This window comes from Hyphomonas atlantica corrig., assembly GCF_017795365.1.
Classification (GTDB): domain Bacteria; phylum Pseudomonadota; class Alphaproteobacteria; order Caulobacterales; family Hyphomonadaceae; genus Hyphomonas; species Hyphomonas atlantica.
This window is the reverse complement of the sequence record NZ_CP051254.1, coordinates 1,790,731-1,804,996: the sequence shown is the minus strand read 5'-3', so window position 1 is coordinate 1,804,996 and position 14,266 is coordinate 1,790,731. Positions and strand designations below refer to the sequence as shown.

General features: G+C 60.5%; 16 protein-coding genes. 3 read left to right on the top strand and 13 right to left on the bottom strand.

The window, feature by feature from the left end; genetic code table 11:
• Window positions 1-6: 6 nt before the first annotated feature.
• On the top strand, window positions 7-438 hold the full coding sequence (locus tag HF931_RS08930) for a PAN domain-containing protein (RefSeq protein WP_273239726.1): 432 nt from the start codon (window positions 7-9) through the stop codon (window positions 436-438).
• Here HF931_RS08930 and HF931_RS08925 read toward each other — a convergent pair.
• From HF931_RS08925 to HF931_RS08910, 4 genes are all read right to left on the bottom strand, one after another.
• Window positions 435-2,033, bottom strand: coding sequence for a peptide chain release factor 3 (locus HF931_RS08925; protein WP_273239724.1), 1,599 nt, complete (start codon window positions 2,031-2,033; stop codon window positions 435-437). The genes HF931_RS08930 and HF931_RS08925 overlap by 4 nt on opposite strands.
• Window positions 2,034-2,112: 79 nt before the next feature.
• The gene (locus HF931_RS08920; RefSeq protein ID WP_155842034.1) at window positions 2,113-2,487 is read right to left on the bottom strand and encodes a hypothetical protein; all 375 of its coding nucleotides are present in this window, start codon (window positions 2,485-2,487) and stop codon (window positions 2,113-2,115) included.
• Between the two features lie 91 nt (window positions 2,488-2,578).
• Window positions 2,579-2,929 (bottom strand): DUF1491 family protein, encoded by a 351-nt coding sequence (locus HF931_RS08915; protein ID WP_273239722.1) that lies wholly within the window; start codon window positions 2,927-2,929, stop codon window positions 2,579-2,581.
• Window positions 2,929-4,572 (bottom strand): sensor histidine kinase, encoded by a 1,644-nt coding sequence (locus HF931_RS08910; RefSeq protein ID WP_273239721.1) that lies wholly within the window; start codon window positions 4,570-4,572, stop codon window positions 2,929-2,931. The genes HF931_RS08915 and HF931_RS08910 overlap by 1 nt, the downstream gene beginning before the upstream one ends.
• Window positions 4,573-4,691: 119 nt before the next feature.
• Here HF931_RS08910 and HF931_RS08905 point away from each other — a divergent pair, with 119 nt between their 5' ends.
• On the top strand, window positions 4,692-5,669 hold the full coding sequence (locus HF931_RS08905; RefSeq protein WP_035555683.1) for a hypothetical protein: 978 nt from the start codon (window positions 4,692-4,694) through the stop codon (window positions 5,667-5,669).
• Between the two features lie 88 nt (window positions 5,670-5,757).
• Complete coding sequence (locus HF931_RS08900; RefSeq protein ID WP_273239718.1) at window positions 5,758-6,192, top strand: SufE family protein; 435 nt, start codon at window positions 5,758-5,760, stop codon at window positions 6,190-6,192.
• On the opposite strand, the gene HF931_RS08895 is transcribed toward HF931_RS08900, so the two are convergent.
• The 9 genes from HF931_RS08895 to HF931_RS08855 form a co-directional block, all read right to left on the bottom strand.
• A complete protein-coding gene (locus tag HF931_RS08895) occupies window positions 6,156-6,812 on the bottom strand; it encodes a hypothetical protein (protein ID WP_273239716.1) in 657 nt (218 codons plus the stop codon). The genes HF931_RS08900 and HF931_RS08895 overlap by 37 nt on opposite strands.
• A gap of 3 nt (window positions 6,813-6,815) precedes the next feature.
• On the bottom strand, window positions 6,816-7,160 hold the full coding sequence (locus tag HF931_RS08890) for a helix-turn-helix domain-containing protein (protein ID WP_035555675.1): 345 nt from the start codon (window positions 7,158-7,160) through the stop codon (window positions 6,816-6,818).
• Between the two features lie 206 nt (window positions 7,161-7,366).
• Entirely contained in the window at window positions 7,367-7,867 is a 501-nt protein-coding gene (locus HF931_RS08885) for a PAS domain-containing protein (RefSeq protein WP_273239714.1), read from the bottom strand.
• Window positions 7,868-8,009: 142 nt separating this feature from the next.
• Window positions 8,010-8,426 (bottom strand): Ros/MucR family transcriptional regulator, encoded by a 417-nt coding sequence (locus HF931_RS08880; RefSeq protein ID WP_273239712.1) that lies wholly within the window; start codon window positions 8,424-8,426, stop codon window positions 8,010-8,012.
• A gap of 147 nt (window positions 8,427-8,573) precedes the next feature.
• Window positions 8,574-10,337, bottom strand: a complete 1,764-nt coding sequence (locus HF931_RS08875) for a Na(+)/H(+) antiporter subunit D (RefSeq protein WP_273239710.1) — start codon at window positions 10,335-10,337, stop codon at window positions 8,574-8,576.
• Window positions 10,337-10,783: a hypothetical protein gene (locus HF931_RS08870; RefSeq protein ID WP_273239708.1), complete on the bottom strand. Its 447-nt coding sequence runs from the start codon at window positions 10,781-10,783 to the stop codon at window positions 10,337-10,339. The genes HF931_RS08875 and HF931_RS08870 overlap by 1 nt, the downstream gene beginning before the upstream one ends.
• Window positions 10,780-12,288: a monovalent cation/H+ antiporter subunit D family protein gene (locus HF931_RS08865; RefSeq protein ID WP_273239706.1), complete on the bottom strand. Its 1,509-nt coding sequence runs from the start codon at window positions 12,286-12,288 to the stop codon at window positions 10,780-10,782. Before HF931_RS08865 ends, HF931_RS08870 begins: the two co-directional genes overlap by 4 nt.
• Window positions 12,288-13,817 carry a monovalent cation/H+ antiporter subunit D family protein gene (locus tag HF931_RS08860; RefSeq protein WP_051602932.1) on the bottom strand — a complete coding sequence of 510 codons (1,530 nt, stop codon included), beginning with the start codon at window positions 13,815-13,817 and terminating at the stop codon, window positions 12,288-12,290. The genes HF931_RS08865 and HF931_RS08860 overlap by 1 nt, the downstream gene beginning before the upstream one ends.
• Entirely contained in the window at window positions 13,814-14,266 is a 453-nt protein-coding gene (locus HF931_RS08855; RefSeq protein WP_272981614.1) for a cation:proton antiporter subunit C, read from the bottom strand. The genes HF931_RS08860 and HF931_RS08855 overlap by 4 nt, the downstream gene beginning before the upstream one ends.

The following is a 14,266-nucleotide window of genomic DNA, read 5'->3' as shown; positions in this document are numbered from 1 at the left end:
TGCCCAATGCGTATCGTGTCTGCCCTGCTGCTTGCTGCCTGCCTGAACCTGCCAGCGATTGGCGACAATCATGTCGCCGCTGAAGCCCCGGTTGAGATCGCCAGCGAACAAGCCACAGGCATATACCGCTATGGTGCGACCTATGAATTCACGAACACCGCCACGGCCAGCGATTGCCAGAAGCTATGTGACACGCGCAGCGCCTGCGTGGCGTGGAGCTATATGGCCGGGTTTGATGGCGGCGCATCGCGCTGTGAACTGAAACGCGGCGCAGGCAAGGTGGAGTATAATCCGCGCGCAACGTCCGGCCTGTCGGCCATGCACGAAAACCAGTTTCAGCCTGTGCTGCAAAACACGGACGAATTGGAAGGCGGCGCAGACCTCGCCTCTCCGCCGAGCGACAAGCCGGAACCGCTGGTCGCGACAGATCCGACCTAGAGCAAGCGTTCTTTCGTGGCTGTGAAGCGGATGTCCGGGTTCTTTTCCTGAGCGTAGCCAACATCCCAGGCATTCTTGGCCAGATAAACTGGCGCGTCATCCAGATCCGTTCCGCTGGCGGACTTGTTCTTGTCCAGGAAGGCTTCCAGCACCTTGTCATCATCACAGCTGAGCCAGCGCGCGACATTGTAGGGCGCGGGCTCGAACACGACTTCCAGATTATACTCGGCGGCAACGCGCTCGGTCATCACCTCGAATTGCAGCTGACCGACGGCACCGACAATCATGTCAGACCCGATAGCCGGCTTGAACAATTGCGTTACGCCCTCTTCCGCGAGGCTTTCCAGAGCCTTGCGCAAATGCTTTGCTTTCATAGGGTCTTTCACACGCGCGCGGCGCAGCAATTCCGGAGCAAAGTTCGGGATTCCGCCAAACTGGATATCTCCGTTCTCTGACAGGCTGTCGCCCACGCGGAGCTGGCCGTGGTTTGGCACGCCGATCACGTCGCCCGCATAGGCCGTCTCGGCAATCTCGCGGTCCTGCGCCAGGAACATCATCGGATTGTGGATGTTCAGTTGCTTGCCCGCCGTCGTCTTCAGGCGCATGCCCCGCTTGAACTCACCAGAACACAGGCGCAGGAAGGCCACACGGTCGCGATGGTTCGGGTCCATGTTCGCCTGGATCTTGAAGACAAAACCTGAGACCGGCTTGTCAGACGCATGCACGGTGATCGGCTCGCCCTTCTTCTCCGCCTTCTGGTCACGCGGAGGCGGCGCATAGGCGTGAAGCGTACGGAGCAATTCAAGAACACCGAAATGACGCAGGGCGGATCCGAACACGACCGGCGTCATATGTCCGTCCAGGAAGGATTGCTCATCAAATTCCGGCAACAGGCTGGTTGCCATTTCTGCGCCCTCGGAAAGTTCTTCGAACACGCTTTCGTCGAGCGCTTTCTTGAGACTGGCTTCGTCGCCCGCAATACGCTCGGATTCGCCAATCTTCGGCGCCTCGCCCGGTTTGCGCTCGAACACACAGAACTCCTGCTTGTGCAGGTCCATCATCCCCGAGAAGCGCTGGCCACTGGCCGCTGGCCAGTAGAGCGGCGACGTGTCCAGTTGCAGCTTGTCCTGGATTTCATCCAGCAGTGCGATCGGGTCCTGTGCCTCGCGGTCCATCTTGTTGATGAAGGTCACAATCGGAATATCGCGCAGGCGGCAGACCTCGAACAGTTTCAAGGTCTGCGGCTCAATCCCCTTCGCGGCGTCCAGCACCATGACGGCACAGTCTGCGGCTGTCAGCGTGCGATACGTGTCTTCGGAAAAGTCCTCGTGTCCCGGCGTGTCGAGCAGGTTGAAAACAAGACCGTCAAACTCAAACGTCATCACGGAGGCGGAAACCGAAATGCCGCGATCTCGTTCTATCTTCATCCAGTCAGACGTCGTGCGTCGGGCCTGCCCACGCGCAGCGACTTCGCCAGCTGCGCGAATGGCTCCACCTGCCAGCAGCAGGTTTTCCGTCAGCGTCGTCTTACCGGCGTCCGGGTGGGAGATGATGGCAAAGGTGCGCCGGCGGGCGGCTTCCTGTTCATGGGACATGTAATCTGGGCTCTTTCGTGCTGGGCAGAGGCCCTAGCCCATTTGGCGCATCTGTTGAAGCACCAGTATCAGGATCAGGTCAGGCCGCGTTCGGCCAGATCTCGCCCACATTCGGTACCTTGCCTTCGCGGCGGTGGCGATCCCGAAGGGAGGCCAGCACGGTTTCCGGCAGGATGGTCAGCCGCGGCTCTCCGATCATGTCGCCGAATTTCGGGAACAGAACCGCATTTGCGCCGGTCTTGGCGATGATCAGCGCGCCCAGATCCTGAAGCAGCGAATCCTCCAGCGGGATATGCTCTTTCATATGCTCGCTGACCACGCGGCTGGCGAAGTTGAGCGCCTCTCGCGCCCGCATTCCGTAAGGATCCCCACACCCGAGAGACTTCCATCTCCTGGAAAGGTGCATTTCGGGAATTTCGATCTCGGTGATCTGATCGTTCAACAGGAAAAGCATGATGTCGCGCGCCCCAGCTAGCTTATGGCCGGAAGCTGCCCGCACACGGTTAACAAAGGGCTACCTAGTCTTAAGCAATGGATTGAAAATTTCAGTCCAGCTGTTCCTGAACCGGCTCGGTCAGGAAGTGCCGCCCATCGCGATCCTCTATCTCGATGGCCCACAGGTCGCGGTCCCGGTCGCGGGCCTTGCGAACATAGGCGTCAACGTCCGCCTCCTCCGGGCCGATCCCCTGCACGATCAGGTTCAGGAAGACGCGGTCGCCTTCCATGTTCATGCTCGGCGTGTAGACCGCCGCAGTGCCGTCCAGACAGGCGACCTTCACCACAACGTCGCCGCGCTCCTCATCGCCCGATTGCAGCACAAACGCCGCCGCGCCTGCGACCTGCGCCCGGCGAACCAGCGCATCCACCCAGACCTTCGTCGGCAGCCTGTCCATCATCACTCTGCCGCATCCTCCAGCGGCTGAATGTCTGCAGGATTGGCGCGCGGCAGGCTGACCTCGACCTTCGTGCCCTTGTTGGGTGCGGAATCAATGACGACCTGGCCGCCATGCAATTGCGCGAAGGAGTTGACGACCGCGAGGCCGAGCCCTGTTCCCTTGCGTCCCTTGGAATTGCTGCCCTGAGAGAACGGCTCCAGCACGCTGCGAACATCTTCGGGTGACATGCCCGTGCCCTTGTCTGTCACGCTCAGCACAGTGGCATTGTCTTCGTCGCGCGCATCCAGCGTGACAGTGCCGCCAGAGGCTGAATACTTGATGGCGTTGGACACAAGGTTCTGCCAGATCTGGCGGACGGCTCTTGCATCAGCCTCGGCCCAGACTTCTCGTGTTGCCTTCAGCTTCAGCTTCACACCTGCCCGCTCGGCCTGGTTTTCCAGTTGGCGCAGGACCGATTGCGCAGAGGCAGTCAGATCGACGGGCTCCGGCTCCAGGCGCTGGCGGTCAGCTTCGGCCTTGGCGAGGTCCAGAATGTCTTCGACCAACAGCAACAAATCCTGTCCGCTTTCATGAATGATCTCGGGATAGTCCTTGTAGGGTTCCGGCATCGGCCCGCGGATGCCAGCACGCATCATGTCGGCATAGCCGAGAATGGCGTTCAGCGGCGTTTTCAGATCATGGCCCAGTGAAGCGAAAAACGCGGTCCGCCCCCTGAGGCGCGCTTCGGCCTCTTCCAGACGCGACCGCGTTTCCAGCGTGCTCGCCCGGACTTCCGTCAGATCGCGCAACACCAGGATCGAGCCCTCATCATGCGCCTCGGCAACGAAGGCCACGTCGCGACCATTCTTCAGCGTGATTTCGCCATGCGTGCGGCCATTGGCAGGTTTCAACAGGCTGAGTTCAGACTCGTCCTGCAGCAGGCTGGCCAGCAAGCCCCCCGCCTTGACGCCGTCGAGCCCCAGCATGTCGCCACTCAGGGTTCGGATGCGGCCAAACTCGGATACATCGAGCAGCAGCAGACCGGATTCTTCGGGCAGGCTGAGATCCTGCCGAACGGGGATCACGGCCTCTGGCGCAATTACTGGCAAGGCGGCCTCTTCCTGGCGGGCATGCATGAAACTCCACGCCAGCAGGCCAACCATTACCAGCGCCGCGAAGGCGAGCAGCATGGCAGGCACCTGATACAGGCTGGTGGGGTTTGCCGGCGGCAACAGGCCTATTCGCACCATCACCGCAGCCGCAAGAAACGCAAAGGCGCTGAAAATCGCCGCTTCGGCTGCCATGCCGGGCTTTTCCAGATTCATCGCCGTCAGCGGCGCAATCGCGAACAATATGGTCAGCGGCGACAGCGTCACACCCGTCGCAGAGATCCCCAGCATGGCCAGCAGCGTCCAGCCGATCACCAGAAACGGCCCGACCAGATCGTCTGCCTGAACCTTTTCGTGCAACAAGGTTGCGCCCACAATTCCCGGCAGCGCCGCCATCACCAAACCTGCCAGCAGCGCCGAATCAGCTGTGCCACCGATAAGCGCAGCCAGACCCACTCCCCCCGTCAGCACCAGCCAGACGAGATGAATGAACTGTAATCTCTTTCGCGCCAGATCGGGCAAGTCGTTAACACCCCGGTGATATTCGTTAGGCATTCTGCCTGTGTCACGCATGTCTTGCTGTATTTGTAATGTGTCCAGCAGGCAAGGTGAGGTTCCCCATGTGGGGAAGTTCATGCAACAGTGTCGCGTGACGCGTGAGGGAGAATTTGCACATGAAATCCATCAGAATGATCGGTACTGCGGTGATTGCCCTGGGAATGGCAATGGGGGCATCGGCGCAGTCCGCGGACCCGATCTCTGAATCCGCCGCTGTTTACGGGACATACCAGTCCGACGTAACCGACGTGAAAGAGAAGCCGTTCGCTTCGGCCAATGACATCGACACGGCCCTGAACACTCTCGGCGGTCACAATCCAGACCAGCTGTCAAAAGGCTGGATCTCCTATTCCGCCCTGATCGCGTCTCAGGATCCTGAATACCGCGCCGCAGTACGCGACATCGAAAGCTATTACGGCTCTGATGTCCTGCTGACCGGCCTGAAGAATGATGTGCGCTATGCCCGCACGCTGAGCGGCGGCGACAATGCGGTCAGCATGTCCCTTGCTGCGACAGAAGCCGACAGCCAGCGACTCAGCGCGACAGCCGCCTACGTCAAGGAACAGGCCTACAGCCTTCAGGGCTCTGGTTGGGCCAAGGCGAAGATCGGCAATTCCGGCGCGAAGGCCAACCGCCTCAACAGCATCCAGACCGTCGGCACTCCTGCTCGCCAGCCCCTGATCTCTGCGTTCGCAGCATCTGACATCGACAGCGTTCTGGCCGGCGCAGGCCGCGTTGGCGCGCCGTCGCTCTGGGACAATGTCTCCGGCGCGGCAGACGCCATCCGCTTCCCGGCGGCAGTCACATCCGGCCTCGGCCTGACCCAAAAGAAAAAGGTGAAGTACGGCAAGGAGCCCGTGGCAGACCAGATCGCCACGCTCGCAGCTTACCGCATCCTTGGCGAAACGGCCTCGTCTTCCAGCCAGGTCAATTCTGCAATGGCTGAGCGCGAAACGCGCGGCTGCCTGAACATGGCCAATCTCAACCTGCAGCAATGCGTTGCCGCAGCGAACCAGCAATATGAAGTTCCGTTCTGCATCGGAGAGCACGCGCTTGCCGACGTGGGACAATGCATTGGCGGCGTCTACCAGTAGCCAGTCAACACAAGTCTCTCTCTCGCCCCCGGCGTCCTCAGTGGCCCCGGGGGTTTCTTTTTTGTGTGACATGCCCCATTTGGCGGTCATGACGATTGCAGAAACCGCTGACGATATTCGCGAAGAGTTTTCCTGGCTGGACGATTGGGAAGCGCGCTATGCGCACATCATTGATCTGGGCAAGGCGAACCCGCCGCTTTCCCCGGAAGAGCGCACGGAAGAAACGCGCGTGCGGGGCTGCGCCTCTCAAGTCTGGATGGTGACAGATCTGGCAGACGGCCAGATGACGATCCGCGCCGAGTCGGACGCGATGATTGTTTCCGGCCTGATTGCCTTGCTGATCCGCCTCTATTCCGGCGCAGCGCTGGACGAGATTACCCGCTTCGACGCCAAGGCCCTGCTGGATGAAATCGGGGTCAGCGGCGCATTGACGGCGCAGCGCTCGAACGGGCTTGCCTCGATGCTGGAACGCATCAACAAGGATGCTCAGGCAGGGCTCTCTGCTGCTGGCACCAATTCGTAGGCTCGCGCCAACCGCATCAGCGCCGTCCCCGCTATCGCCCTGACTGTTTCGGCCTCCATGCCCCAACGCATGCACAGGGCTGACTCCGTCGCGCGATCAATGATCAAGTCTTCCAGCTGACGCATACAGACCGTACCCAGATCACTTTCCAGTGCGGCCAGACGCTGCGCGGGAGGAAGCGCCCTCCGCTCTCGCTCGCGCGGGTTCGCCCGCTCACGGCCTGCCCCCATCGGCTGGCTGGCGCGTGTGAACTCATCCTGATAGCGACCGGCAGCGGCTTTCTCTCGCGCCCGCTCCGTTGCTCTCAGCCAGTCATGCGCCAGCCCCCTTGGCTGGCCGGGCACATTTACCTTGTCCAGAGGCGGAGGAACGGCCTGCACCACTGGATCCGGTGACGCGCCGCGCCGCCAGATGATCCGCTCCGGGAAATCTTCCGGCGCACTCAACTGCCCTTCCCTGCGCAAGCGCCCAATGATGTGCGGTGAGACCCAGCCGACAAGCTGGTACCGCGTGTCGCGCCCACGATAGACGCAGAAACTGTCACCTCTGGGAGCCGCAATGCCGCCGCGCCGCAAGATGGGCCGCAATCTGTATTCGGTCAGCAACCTTGTCTGCGCCATGCCTCAGACCTCCACCGGCGCACCATCCAGCACGACCACGCTGGACAGGCCGACGGACAATTGTTCGATCCACAAGTCGAAATCCGGATCGTCCCGGCAATCCTCGATCTGGTTACAACCATGGGCGACCGTCGTGCGATCGCGATTGAAAACGCGGGCCACGCGGCTGAGGCTCATGCCCAGCGCCGTGCGCAGCAAATACATGGCAATCTGCCGGCCCCGCGCCTCGGCCGGCGAGCGGCGCTGGCGGCTGAGGATCGCCTCGGTCTTCAGGCCCAGCGCATACGCCGTCAACGCAGCCGCGAGATAGGCCCTGTCCTCGTCTTTCTGGGGATCGAAATCCTGCATGTCTTTCTCCTGTGATGACAGGCAACAGACTACCCGCTTTCCAGCGGTGTAGGATAACTTTCCTATCCCGACAAGTTGAAGTCCCGTAATCCTTGGGGATTGCGGCGGGGATGGGCGCAGGAGTTCAGGGGATAGACCGCAAAATGAAACGGCGCAGCCCGGTGGGGCTACGCCGTTTCATGGGTCTTCGCTGGATCAGAAAGTGATCAGGCCGCGATGCCCTGTCCGCCGGTCATGCGGTCCTGCCCGGCTTGCGGCGCATCCTTGCGGGCGCGTGGGCGGACGAGTTCATCATGGCAGAGAACCTGGCTTAGATAGCCATCCGGCCCGGCAAGCGGCAGACGAACCCAGGCGTGCAGCCGGCCATCTTCCTGCTCGATCACGCCGCCAACCGGTGCGCCGCGCTCCAACGCTGCGGCGAGGCCGAGGCAATAGGCTTCGCCATGCTCGCCCAGAACTTCCTCGATCTGACGACCGCGCGCCTCCATGCCGAAAATCTCGCGCAGGCGAGAGCCGGCAATTCGGAAACGGCCGTTTCCGGCCTGGTCGAACTCGACAATGGAAATACTTGCCAGCATGGAACGGAACTGGCCTGGATCCATCGAATCGCGTCGCACAGAACCGCGCGAATCGCGCAGGCCACACCAATATTCGATCAGCTTTTGCTGCGAATCGGTCACGCCCTTGAACACTTTTGCTTTGGTCATTTCAGTCACCCCCAGGTGATTCGATAGAATCACCTATCGCGCGAGTGGAGTCGCGGATCAAGAGTCTTGGTGAGTTTTTCTTAACCATTCTTGCCAAATGCTTTCATTTCGGATGTGAAACGAAAGTATTCAGCCTCGAATACTATTCCCGCTCAGACTTGCCGAGCCCCATCTTCTTGGCGAGCATTGACCGTTGTCTGGAATAGCCCGGCGCCACCATCGGATAGTCTGGCGGCAGATTCCATTTTTCCCGGTATTCTTCCGGCGTCATGTCGTATTTTGTGCGCAGATGACGCTTCAGGGATTTGAACTTCAGCCCGTCTTCCAGACAAACGAGATAATCCTCCCCGACGGACTTTCGCACAGGAACAGCGGGGCGAGGCGCAACAGGATCGAGTTCCACGGTCCGCAAACCTGCGAGCGCGACGTGCACATCCTTCAGAAGGGAGGGCAAATTCGCCACCTCAATCCGATTGTGGCTGACATAAGCCGCCACGATTTGCGTGGTCAGCATTATGAGGTGGTGCCCGTCTTCTGACGGATTCGCGGTGTCTTTCATCACGCGCCCCTTAAGTCATGCTTCTGCAATCAACTTCTCGGGGATAGCGTATTATTACGAGACATTCACGCACAAATCGCAGTGTTTATTACAGAATGCGGAATCCCGCACACTGATTGCGCACGCGAATATTCAACCGGTGCCTGATTACCCGGCCGTGATGAAAGACAATAGCAGCACGAATCCGAGCAATATCGCCGTCCAGGTCGCCATGCCTGTGGCCAGACCGCCGCGGGCCAGCTCCCCTCTCGGGCTGAAGGCGGCTTCGATCCGGTTATAGGCGCGCCCGGTCAGCTTGAAGAAGATCGCCGTCAATGCGGGCCCCACCTTCTGCCAGACCGTGCCTGTCCATGTCGCGAGGCCATAGCCAGCCTTGCGATAGGTCCAGTCGCTGTCCAGCACCACGCCCGGCTTTTCAGGCGGGTACCAGCCAAGCCGCTTCAGCATGACAAAGGCGAAGATGGCCAGAACGAGCAACTGCATCTGTGTCAGCACATGATCCAGCGTGAACGGGTGATAGGCCATCGCCTCTTCGCGGTATGGCAACAGATTGTACAGCCACTCATAGCCGAAGCCCGGCACGATAGCCGGCACGCCCACGGCGATACAGATGAAGGCAGCAAGGCCCATCGCCAGCAACATGTTGAAAGGCGCTTCCTTGACGCGCTTGCCGCTATCATGGCCGAAGAAGGCGAAGTACGGGATCTTGATGCCCGAATGCTCCAGCACACCGGCGGAGGCAAACAACAGCATCAGCCAGACCACGGTCAGGCCTTCCTTGCCGACGGCGCTCATGGTCAGCGATTTGGCCGCAAAGCCCGAGAAGAGCGGGAAGGCCGAAATCGACATTGCGCCGATGATGCAGAAGATCGTCGTCCACGGCATGGATTTGTAAAGGCCGCCAAGTTCGGATGCCTTGGTTGTGCCGGTGCGATAGAGCACCGCGCCCATGCTCATGAACAGAAGGCCCTTGTAGATGATATGGCAGAAAGCATGCGCTGCTGCACCGTTCAGCGCGAGCGCATTGCCCACGCCCGCCGTGCCGACACCAATAGCGCAGATCATGAAGCCGACCTGGTTGTTCAGCGAGTAGGCGAGAACCTTGCGCAGGTCATTCTCGATAACGGCGAAGAAGACCGGGAACACCGTCATCACGGCGCCAATCCAGATCAGCGCATCCTGGCCCGGGAACATGCGTGCAAACGCATAGACGGCGAGCTTCGTGGTGAAGGCGGACAACACAACCGCACCCACCACGGTGGCCTTCGGATAGGAATCCTGCAGCCAGTTGTGCAGGAACGGGAACGCCGCCTTGATGCCCAGCGCGATGAAGACAAGCATCGCCCCCGGCTCGCTCAGGCTGGTAAAGGCCGAAATCGAGAGATCACCGCGAGACTGGTAGACATAGCCAATACCGGCCAGCAGCAGCACACCGGACAGGATCTGCACGCCCAGATACCGCATGGAGGCGAAGTAAGCTGCGCGTGTCCCTGCCCTCAGGATCAGGAACACCGATGTAACCGCCGTCAGTTCCCAGAACACGAACAGAGTCATCATGTCGCCAGAGAAAGTCGCGGCGACCGCAGCGCCTGCATAGGCGATGGACATGCCGTCCTGCAGCCGGTCATCCGTGTGCCACGCATATATCGCGTTCAGCAGCGCCGCCAGAAGGAAGGCGAGCCCGAAAATGTAGCTGAGATTATCGACCCGGTAGAGCACCATTTCGAGGCCAAGCGCATTGGCCGTCAACAGATTGATGTTCCGATCCGCCAGCGAGACCAGCAGGATCGCCGCAATCGGCGCGGCGATCGTCAGGCCCTGACGAATCCTCCGCATGGGCAGGAACAGCGCCACAAGGCCAACCGCAATCAGCAGCCAACCCGGGTTCAGAAGAGACAGGAGGCCAGTCATCAGAGCTCGTCTCCTTCGTCTGGGTAAGTCGGGGAAGTGTCAGGCGCGGCGGGGACATCCGGGTCAATATCCGCAGGCGGTCCGCCCGGATCGCCATAATAGTCCTCGCTGCGACGCAACAGGCCGCCCAGCGGCCAGCCCATCAGAACCACAAAGGCAAATGCCGCAAAGCCCCAGAGTGCGTAGAACCCGGTCGCTTCCGCCATGTGAACATATTCATGCCGGTCCACCGCCAGATCGACCACGATCAGGAAAGCCGACAGGATGCCGACGCCCCAGAAAATGGCGGTGCCGGTGATCTCTGCCTCGGTCCAGCCGAACAGGATTTTCGAGATCGGATGCACCCCGTCTTCGGACGGTGTGTGCAGACGATGCGCAGTCTCAGCAGCCTGTTTCACGAAGCGGCCGCTGGCATCGCGGGTATCATTGGGCGTGTTATCGCTCATGGCTGACCTCCGACGAAGGCAGAAGATGTCGGGTTTTCAAACGCGGGCGACAGGAAGTCCGCCAACGGTCCGACGAGGAAGAACAAGACCACACACAGCGCCGCAGTCAGGACGGGCGCAGCCACGGTAAAGAACGGCGCGCCGCCCGGCCGCTTGAACGGCTTTGGTTCCGGCGTTCCCGGTGTTGGCATCAATGCCAGGATCGGGATCGGCAGAAGATAGGCAATGTTCAGCAGCGACGAGCCAATCAGCACCCACGGCACGAAATCCGTTCCGCGGTCGATGGCCCCCTGCATCAGCTCATACTTCGCCCACGCGCCGGCCATCGGCGGAATGCCGATAATGGACAAGGTGGCAATGAAGAAGGCGATGAAGACCAGCGGCATCTTGCGACCAAGACCCTTCATGTCCGAAATATTGGTCAGGCCAGTGGCGACATAGATGGCACCGGCGCACATGAACAGCGTCATCTTGCCAACTGCGTGCGCCGCAATCTGCAGCGCGCCCCCCATGAACCCGGCCTGCGTGGCCAGCATCGCGCCAAGCGTGATGTAGGAAAGCTGCGCAATCGTCGAATAGGCTAGCCGCGCTTTGAGATTATCCTTCGTCATCGCAATCAGGGACGCGACGATGATGGTGAAGCACGCCACCCACAGCACGAATTCCCGCCCTGGTGTCGCGTTCAGAAGGTCTTCTCCGAAAATGTAGATCGACACTTTCATCACGGTGAAGACACCCGCCTTCACAACGGCAACAGCGTGCAACAAGGCCGATACCGGCGTTGGCGCGACCATCGCGTTCGGCAGCCAGAAATGGAACGGCATCAACGCCGCCTTACCGATACCGAATGCGAACAGGATCAGCAGCGCTGTGGCAACCGCAGGGTCGATGTCATACCCGGCGAGCAACCCGCCCTGCACGAAGTCGAGGTTTTGCCCGGCCAGTGCCCAGGTCCACATCAGCGCCATCAGGAACAGACCGATGGACGTGCCCAGCAGCGTCAGCAAATAGATGCGCCCGCCGCGCTTGGCCGCCGCATCGCCCTTGTGCGCGACCAGCGGATAGGTCGACAGGGTCAACACTTCATAGAAGACGAAGAGCGTGAACAGGTTTGCCGACATCGCAACGCCCATCGCGCCAAAGATAGCGATGGCAAAACAGATGTAGAAGCGTGTCTGGTTCCGCTCTCGATTCCCGCGCATGTAGCCGATGGAATAGAATGAGTTCACGATCCACAGGCCCGATGCGACCAGCGCAAACAGCGCCCCCAGCGGCTCCAGTTTGAACGCGAGGTCCAGCCCCGGCGCGACCTGGCCGATATACAGCTCGGGCACCTGCCCCGCTGAAACTTTTGATGCCAGCGCAATGACGACCCCAAACAGGATGGTCGCGCCGGTCAGGGTTACACCTTCCCGCACATTCGAGAATGCGCCGGTGATGGCAATTCCCGCTGCAATCAGCAGCGGCAGGCACAAAGCGGCCCAGATCAACAGCTCAGAGCTCATCAGAAGGCCTCCAGTCCGAACGCAGCGGCGGCAGCGTCACGCGCCAGGCCGAGCGGCAGTTCGGTCGTGATACCGAAATAGATGTTCGCCAGTGCCAGGATCCAGAGCGGAACCAGCAACAGGATGGGGGCCTCCTTGCGCGATTTGCGCGGGTTGATCGGAGGCCGGAAGAAGATCGCTTCCAGAATACGGCCCATGTAGATCACCGCCAGGAAGCTGGAGAACACAACAAAGACGACAGCCCACCACATGCCCTGATCAAACAGGGCATAGCCAAGCTGCAGCTTGGACTGGAAACCAGCCGTCAGCGGCACGCCGATCAGTGAGAGGCCTGCGATTGCAAAGCCCGTCATGGTCCACGGTGCGGTGCGGCCAAGGCCCGCAAAGTCGCGAATGGTGGTGCCCTGGAAGGTCAGCACAACACCGGCCACCGCCATGAAGAGCGCGCCCTTGATCATGGCGTGGTTCAGCAGGTGGAACAGGCCGGCGCTAACGCCCGCGACGGTGCCCACGGACACGCCAAGGATCATGTAGCCAACCTGCGCAACTGAAGAGTAAGCCAACGTCCGGCGTACATCCGTCTGGAAGACTGCCTGGAAGCTGCATGTGATCATCGCGGCAAGGCCAAGCGGCATCAGCAAGTAAGTGAAGGTTGCCTGCTCGAAGGCGAATTCCGGACGGAACACGGTGAACAGATACCGGATCAGCGCGTACAGCGCGACCTTGGTCGCCGTGGCCGACAGGAACATCGTCACGAAGCTCGGCGAATACGCATAAGCGTTCGGCAACCATTGGTGCAGCGGCCAGACAGCCGCTTTCAGGCCAAGACCAACGATGATGAAGGCAAAGCCCGCCTCAACACTGCGATTGCCTGCCAGCTCTGGCAGCATTTCTGCGATCTGCGCAATGTTCAGCGTACCAGTGGCAGAATAGAGGAAGCCAACGCCGATGATGTAGAAGCTCGCGCCGAGCGTACCCATGATGAGATAGTTGAACGCCGCCGGCAGCGCACGGCGGTCCCGCCCTGCTCCCAGAGCGACGAGCACATAGGTGGAGATCGACGAAATCTCGAGGAAGACGAACAGGTTGAACGCATCGCCCGTGATCGCCACACCGCTAAGGCCCGCGAAGCAGACAAGGAAAGCCGAGTAGAAGAGCGGATGCTTGCGCTCCGGAATCTCGGCTTTCACAGTGGGCCATGAGAAGATCGTCGCCAGCACGCCAATCGCCGCGACCAGCAACAGGATCATCGAGTTCAGCGCATCAACGCGGAGCGTAATGCCAATCGGCACCGGCCAGTTGCCGACATCATAGCCGACCACGCCAACCGGCGACGCCTGTACCTGCCCGACCAGGATCATGGCGCAGAACAGTGCAAATACAGTCGCGAAAATACTGATCAGCCAGGACAGCCGACCGCTTGGCAGAATGGCCAGCAGCGGCGCCAGGAACAACGGCACCATGATGAGCAGCGCAGGCGCGTGCAAAAGCGCCCAGCGCGGCGCCATATCCAGGATCGCTTCGATCATGCCAGCGCCTCTTTCTCAGCTTTTGCCTGTTCGGCTTCCTGCGCGATCGCCGTTTCCATATCGATCTCGCGCACTTCGTCAGCTTCGATCGTGCCATAGGCTTCGCGGATGCGAACGATCAGCGCCAGTCCGACCGAAAGCGTCGCCACGCCCACTACGATCGCCGTCAGCATCAAAACGTGCGGCAGCGGGTTGGAATAGGCATTCGCCAGATCTGCCACGCGGTCGCCACCATGACCGCCCGGCTTGTCCGGATCCATCAGGATCGGTGCCGTGCCCCCGGCAACAATGCCGAGCGTGACATAGAACAGACAGATCGAGGTCTGGAACAGGGACAGGCCGACCAGCCGCTTGATCAGGTTTCCGGAAGCAAACGTGATGTAGAGGCCAATCATCATCAGGCCGATGATTGCCCAGTAGTTTGCGCGTTCAAGAATGAAGAGAAGCAT

What these genes read in the sequence shown, in the direction of transcription:
- HF931_RS08865 (WP_273239706.1), bottom strand. Translation starts at nt 12,288, where the DNA reads ATGAGCTCTGAGCTGTTGATCTGGGCCGCTTTGTGCCTGCCGCTGCTG.
- HF931_RS08885 (WP_273239714.1), bottom strand. Translation starts at nt 7,867, where the DNA reads ATGACCAAAGCAAAAGTGTTCAAGGGCGTGACCGATTCGCAGCAAAAG.
- HF931_RS08900 (WP_273239718.1), top strand. Translation starts at nt 5,758, where the DNA reads ATGACGATTGCAGAAACCGCTGACGATATTCGCGAAGAGTTTTCCTGG.
- HF931_RS08875 (WP_273239710.1), bottom strand. Translation starts at nt 10,337, where the DNA reads ATGACTGGCCTCCTGTCTCTTCTGAACCCGGGTTGGCTGCTGATTGCG.
- HF931_RS08905 (WP_035555683.1), top strand. Translation starts at nt 4,692, where the DNA reads ATGAAATCCATCAGAATGATCGGTACTGCGGTGATTGCCCTGGGAATG.
- HF931_RS08925 (WP_273239724.1), bottom strand. Translation starts at nt 2,033, where the DNA reads ATGTCCCATGAACAGGAAGCCGCCCGCCGGCGCACCTTTGCCATCATC.
- HF931_RS08855 (WP_272981614.1), bottom strand. Translation starts at nt 14,266, where the DNA reads ATGCTTCTCTTCATTCTTGAACGCGCAAACTACTGGGCAATCATCGGC.
- HF931_RS08880 (WP_273239712.1), bottom strand. Translation starts at nt 8,426, where the DNA reads ATGAAAGACACCGCGAATCCGTCAGAAGACGGGCACCACCTCATAATG.
- HF931_RS08870 (WP_273239708.1), bottom strand. Translation starts at nt 10,783, where the DNA reads ATGAGCGATAACACGCCCAATGATACCCGCGATGCCAGCGGCCGCTTC.
- HF931_RS08860 (WP_051602932.1), bottom strand. Translation starts at nt 13,817, where the DNA reads ATGATCGAAGCGATCCTGGATATGGCGCCGCGCTGGGCGCTTTTGCAC.
- HF931_RS08895 (WP_273239716.1), bottom strand. Translation starts at nt 6,812, where the DNA reads ATGGCGCAGACAAGGTTGCTGACCGAATACAGATTGCGGCCCATCTTG.
- HF931_RS08930 (WP_273239726.1), top strand. Translation starts at nt 7, where the DNA reads ATGCGTATCGTGTCTGCCCTGCTGCTTGCTGCCTGCCTGAACCTGCCA.
- HF931_RS08915 (WP_273239722.1), bottom strand. Translation starts at nt 2,929, where the DNA reads ATGATGGACAGGCTGCCGACGAAGGTCTGGGTGGATGCGCTGGTTCGC.
- HF931_RS08910 (WP_273239721.1), bottom strand. Translation starts at nt 4,572, where the DNA reads ATGCCTAACGAATATCACCGGGGTGTTAACGACTTGCCCGATCTGGCG.
- HF931_RS08920 (WP_155842034.1), bottom strand. Translation starts at nt 2,487, where the DNA reads ATGCTTTTCCTGTTGAACGATCAGATCACCGAGATCGAAATTCCCGAA.
- HF931_RS08890 (WP_035555675.1), bottom strand. Translation starts at nt 7,160, where the DNA reads ATGCAGGATTTCGATCCCCAGAAAGACGAGGACAGGGCCTATCTCGCG.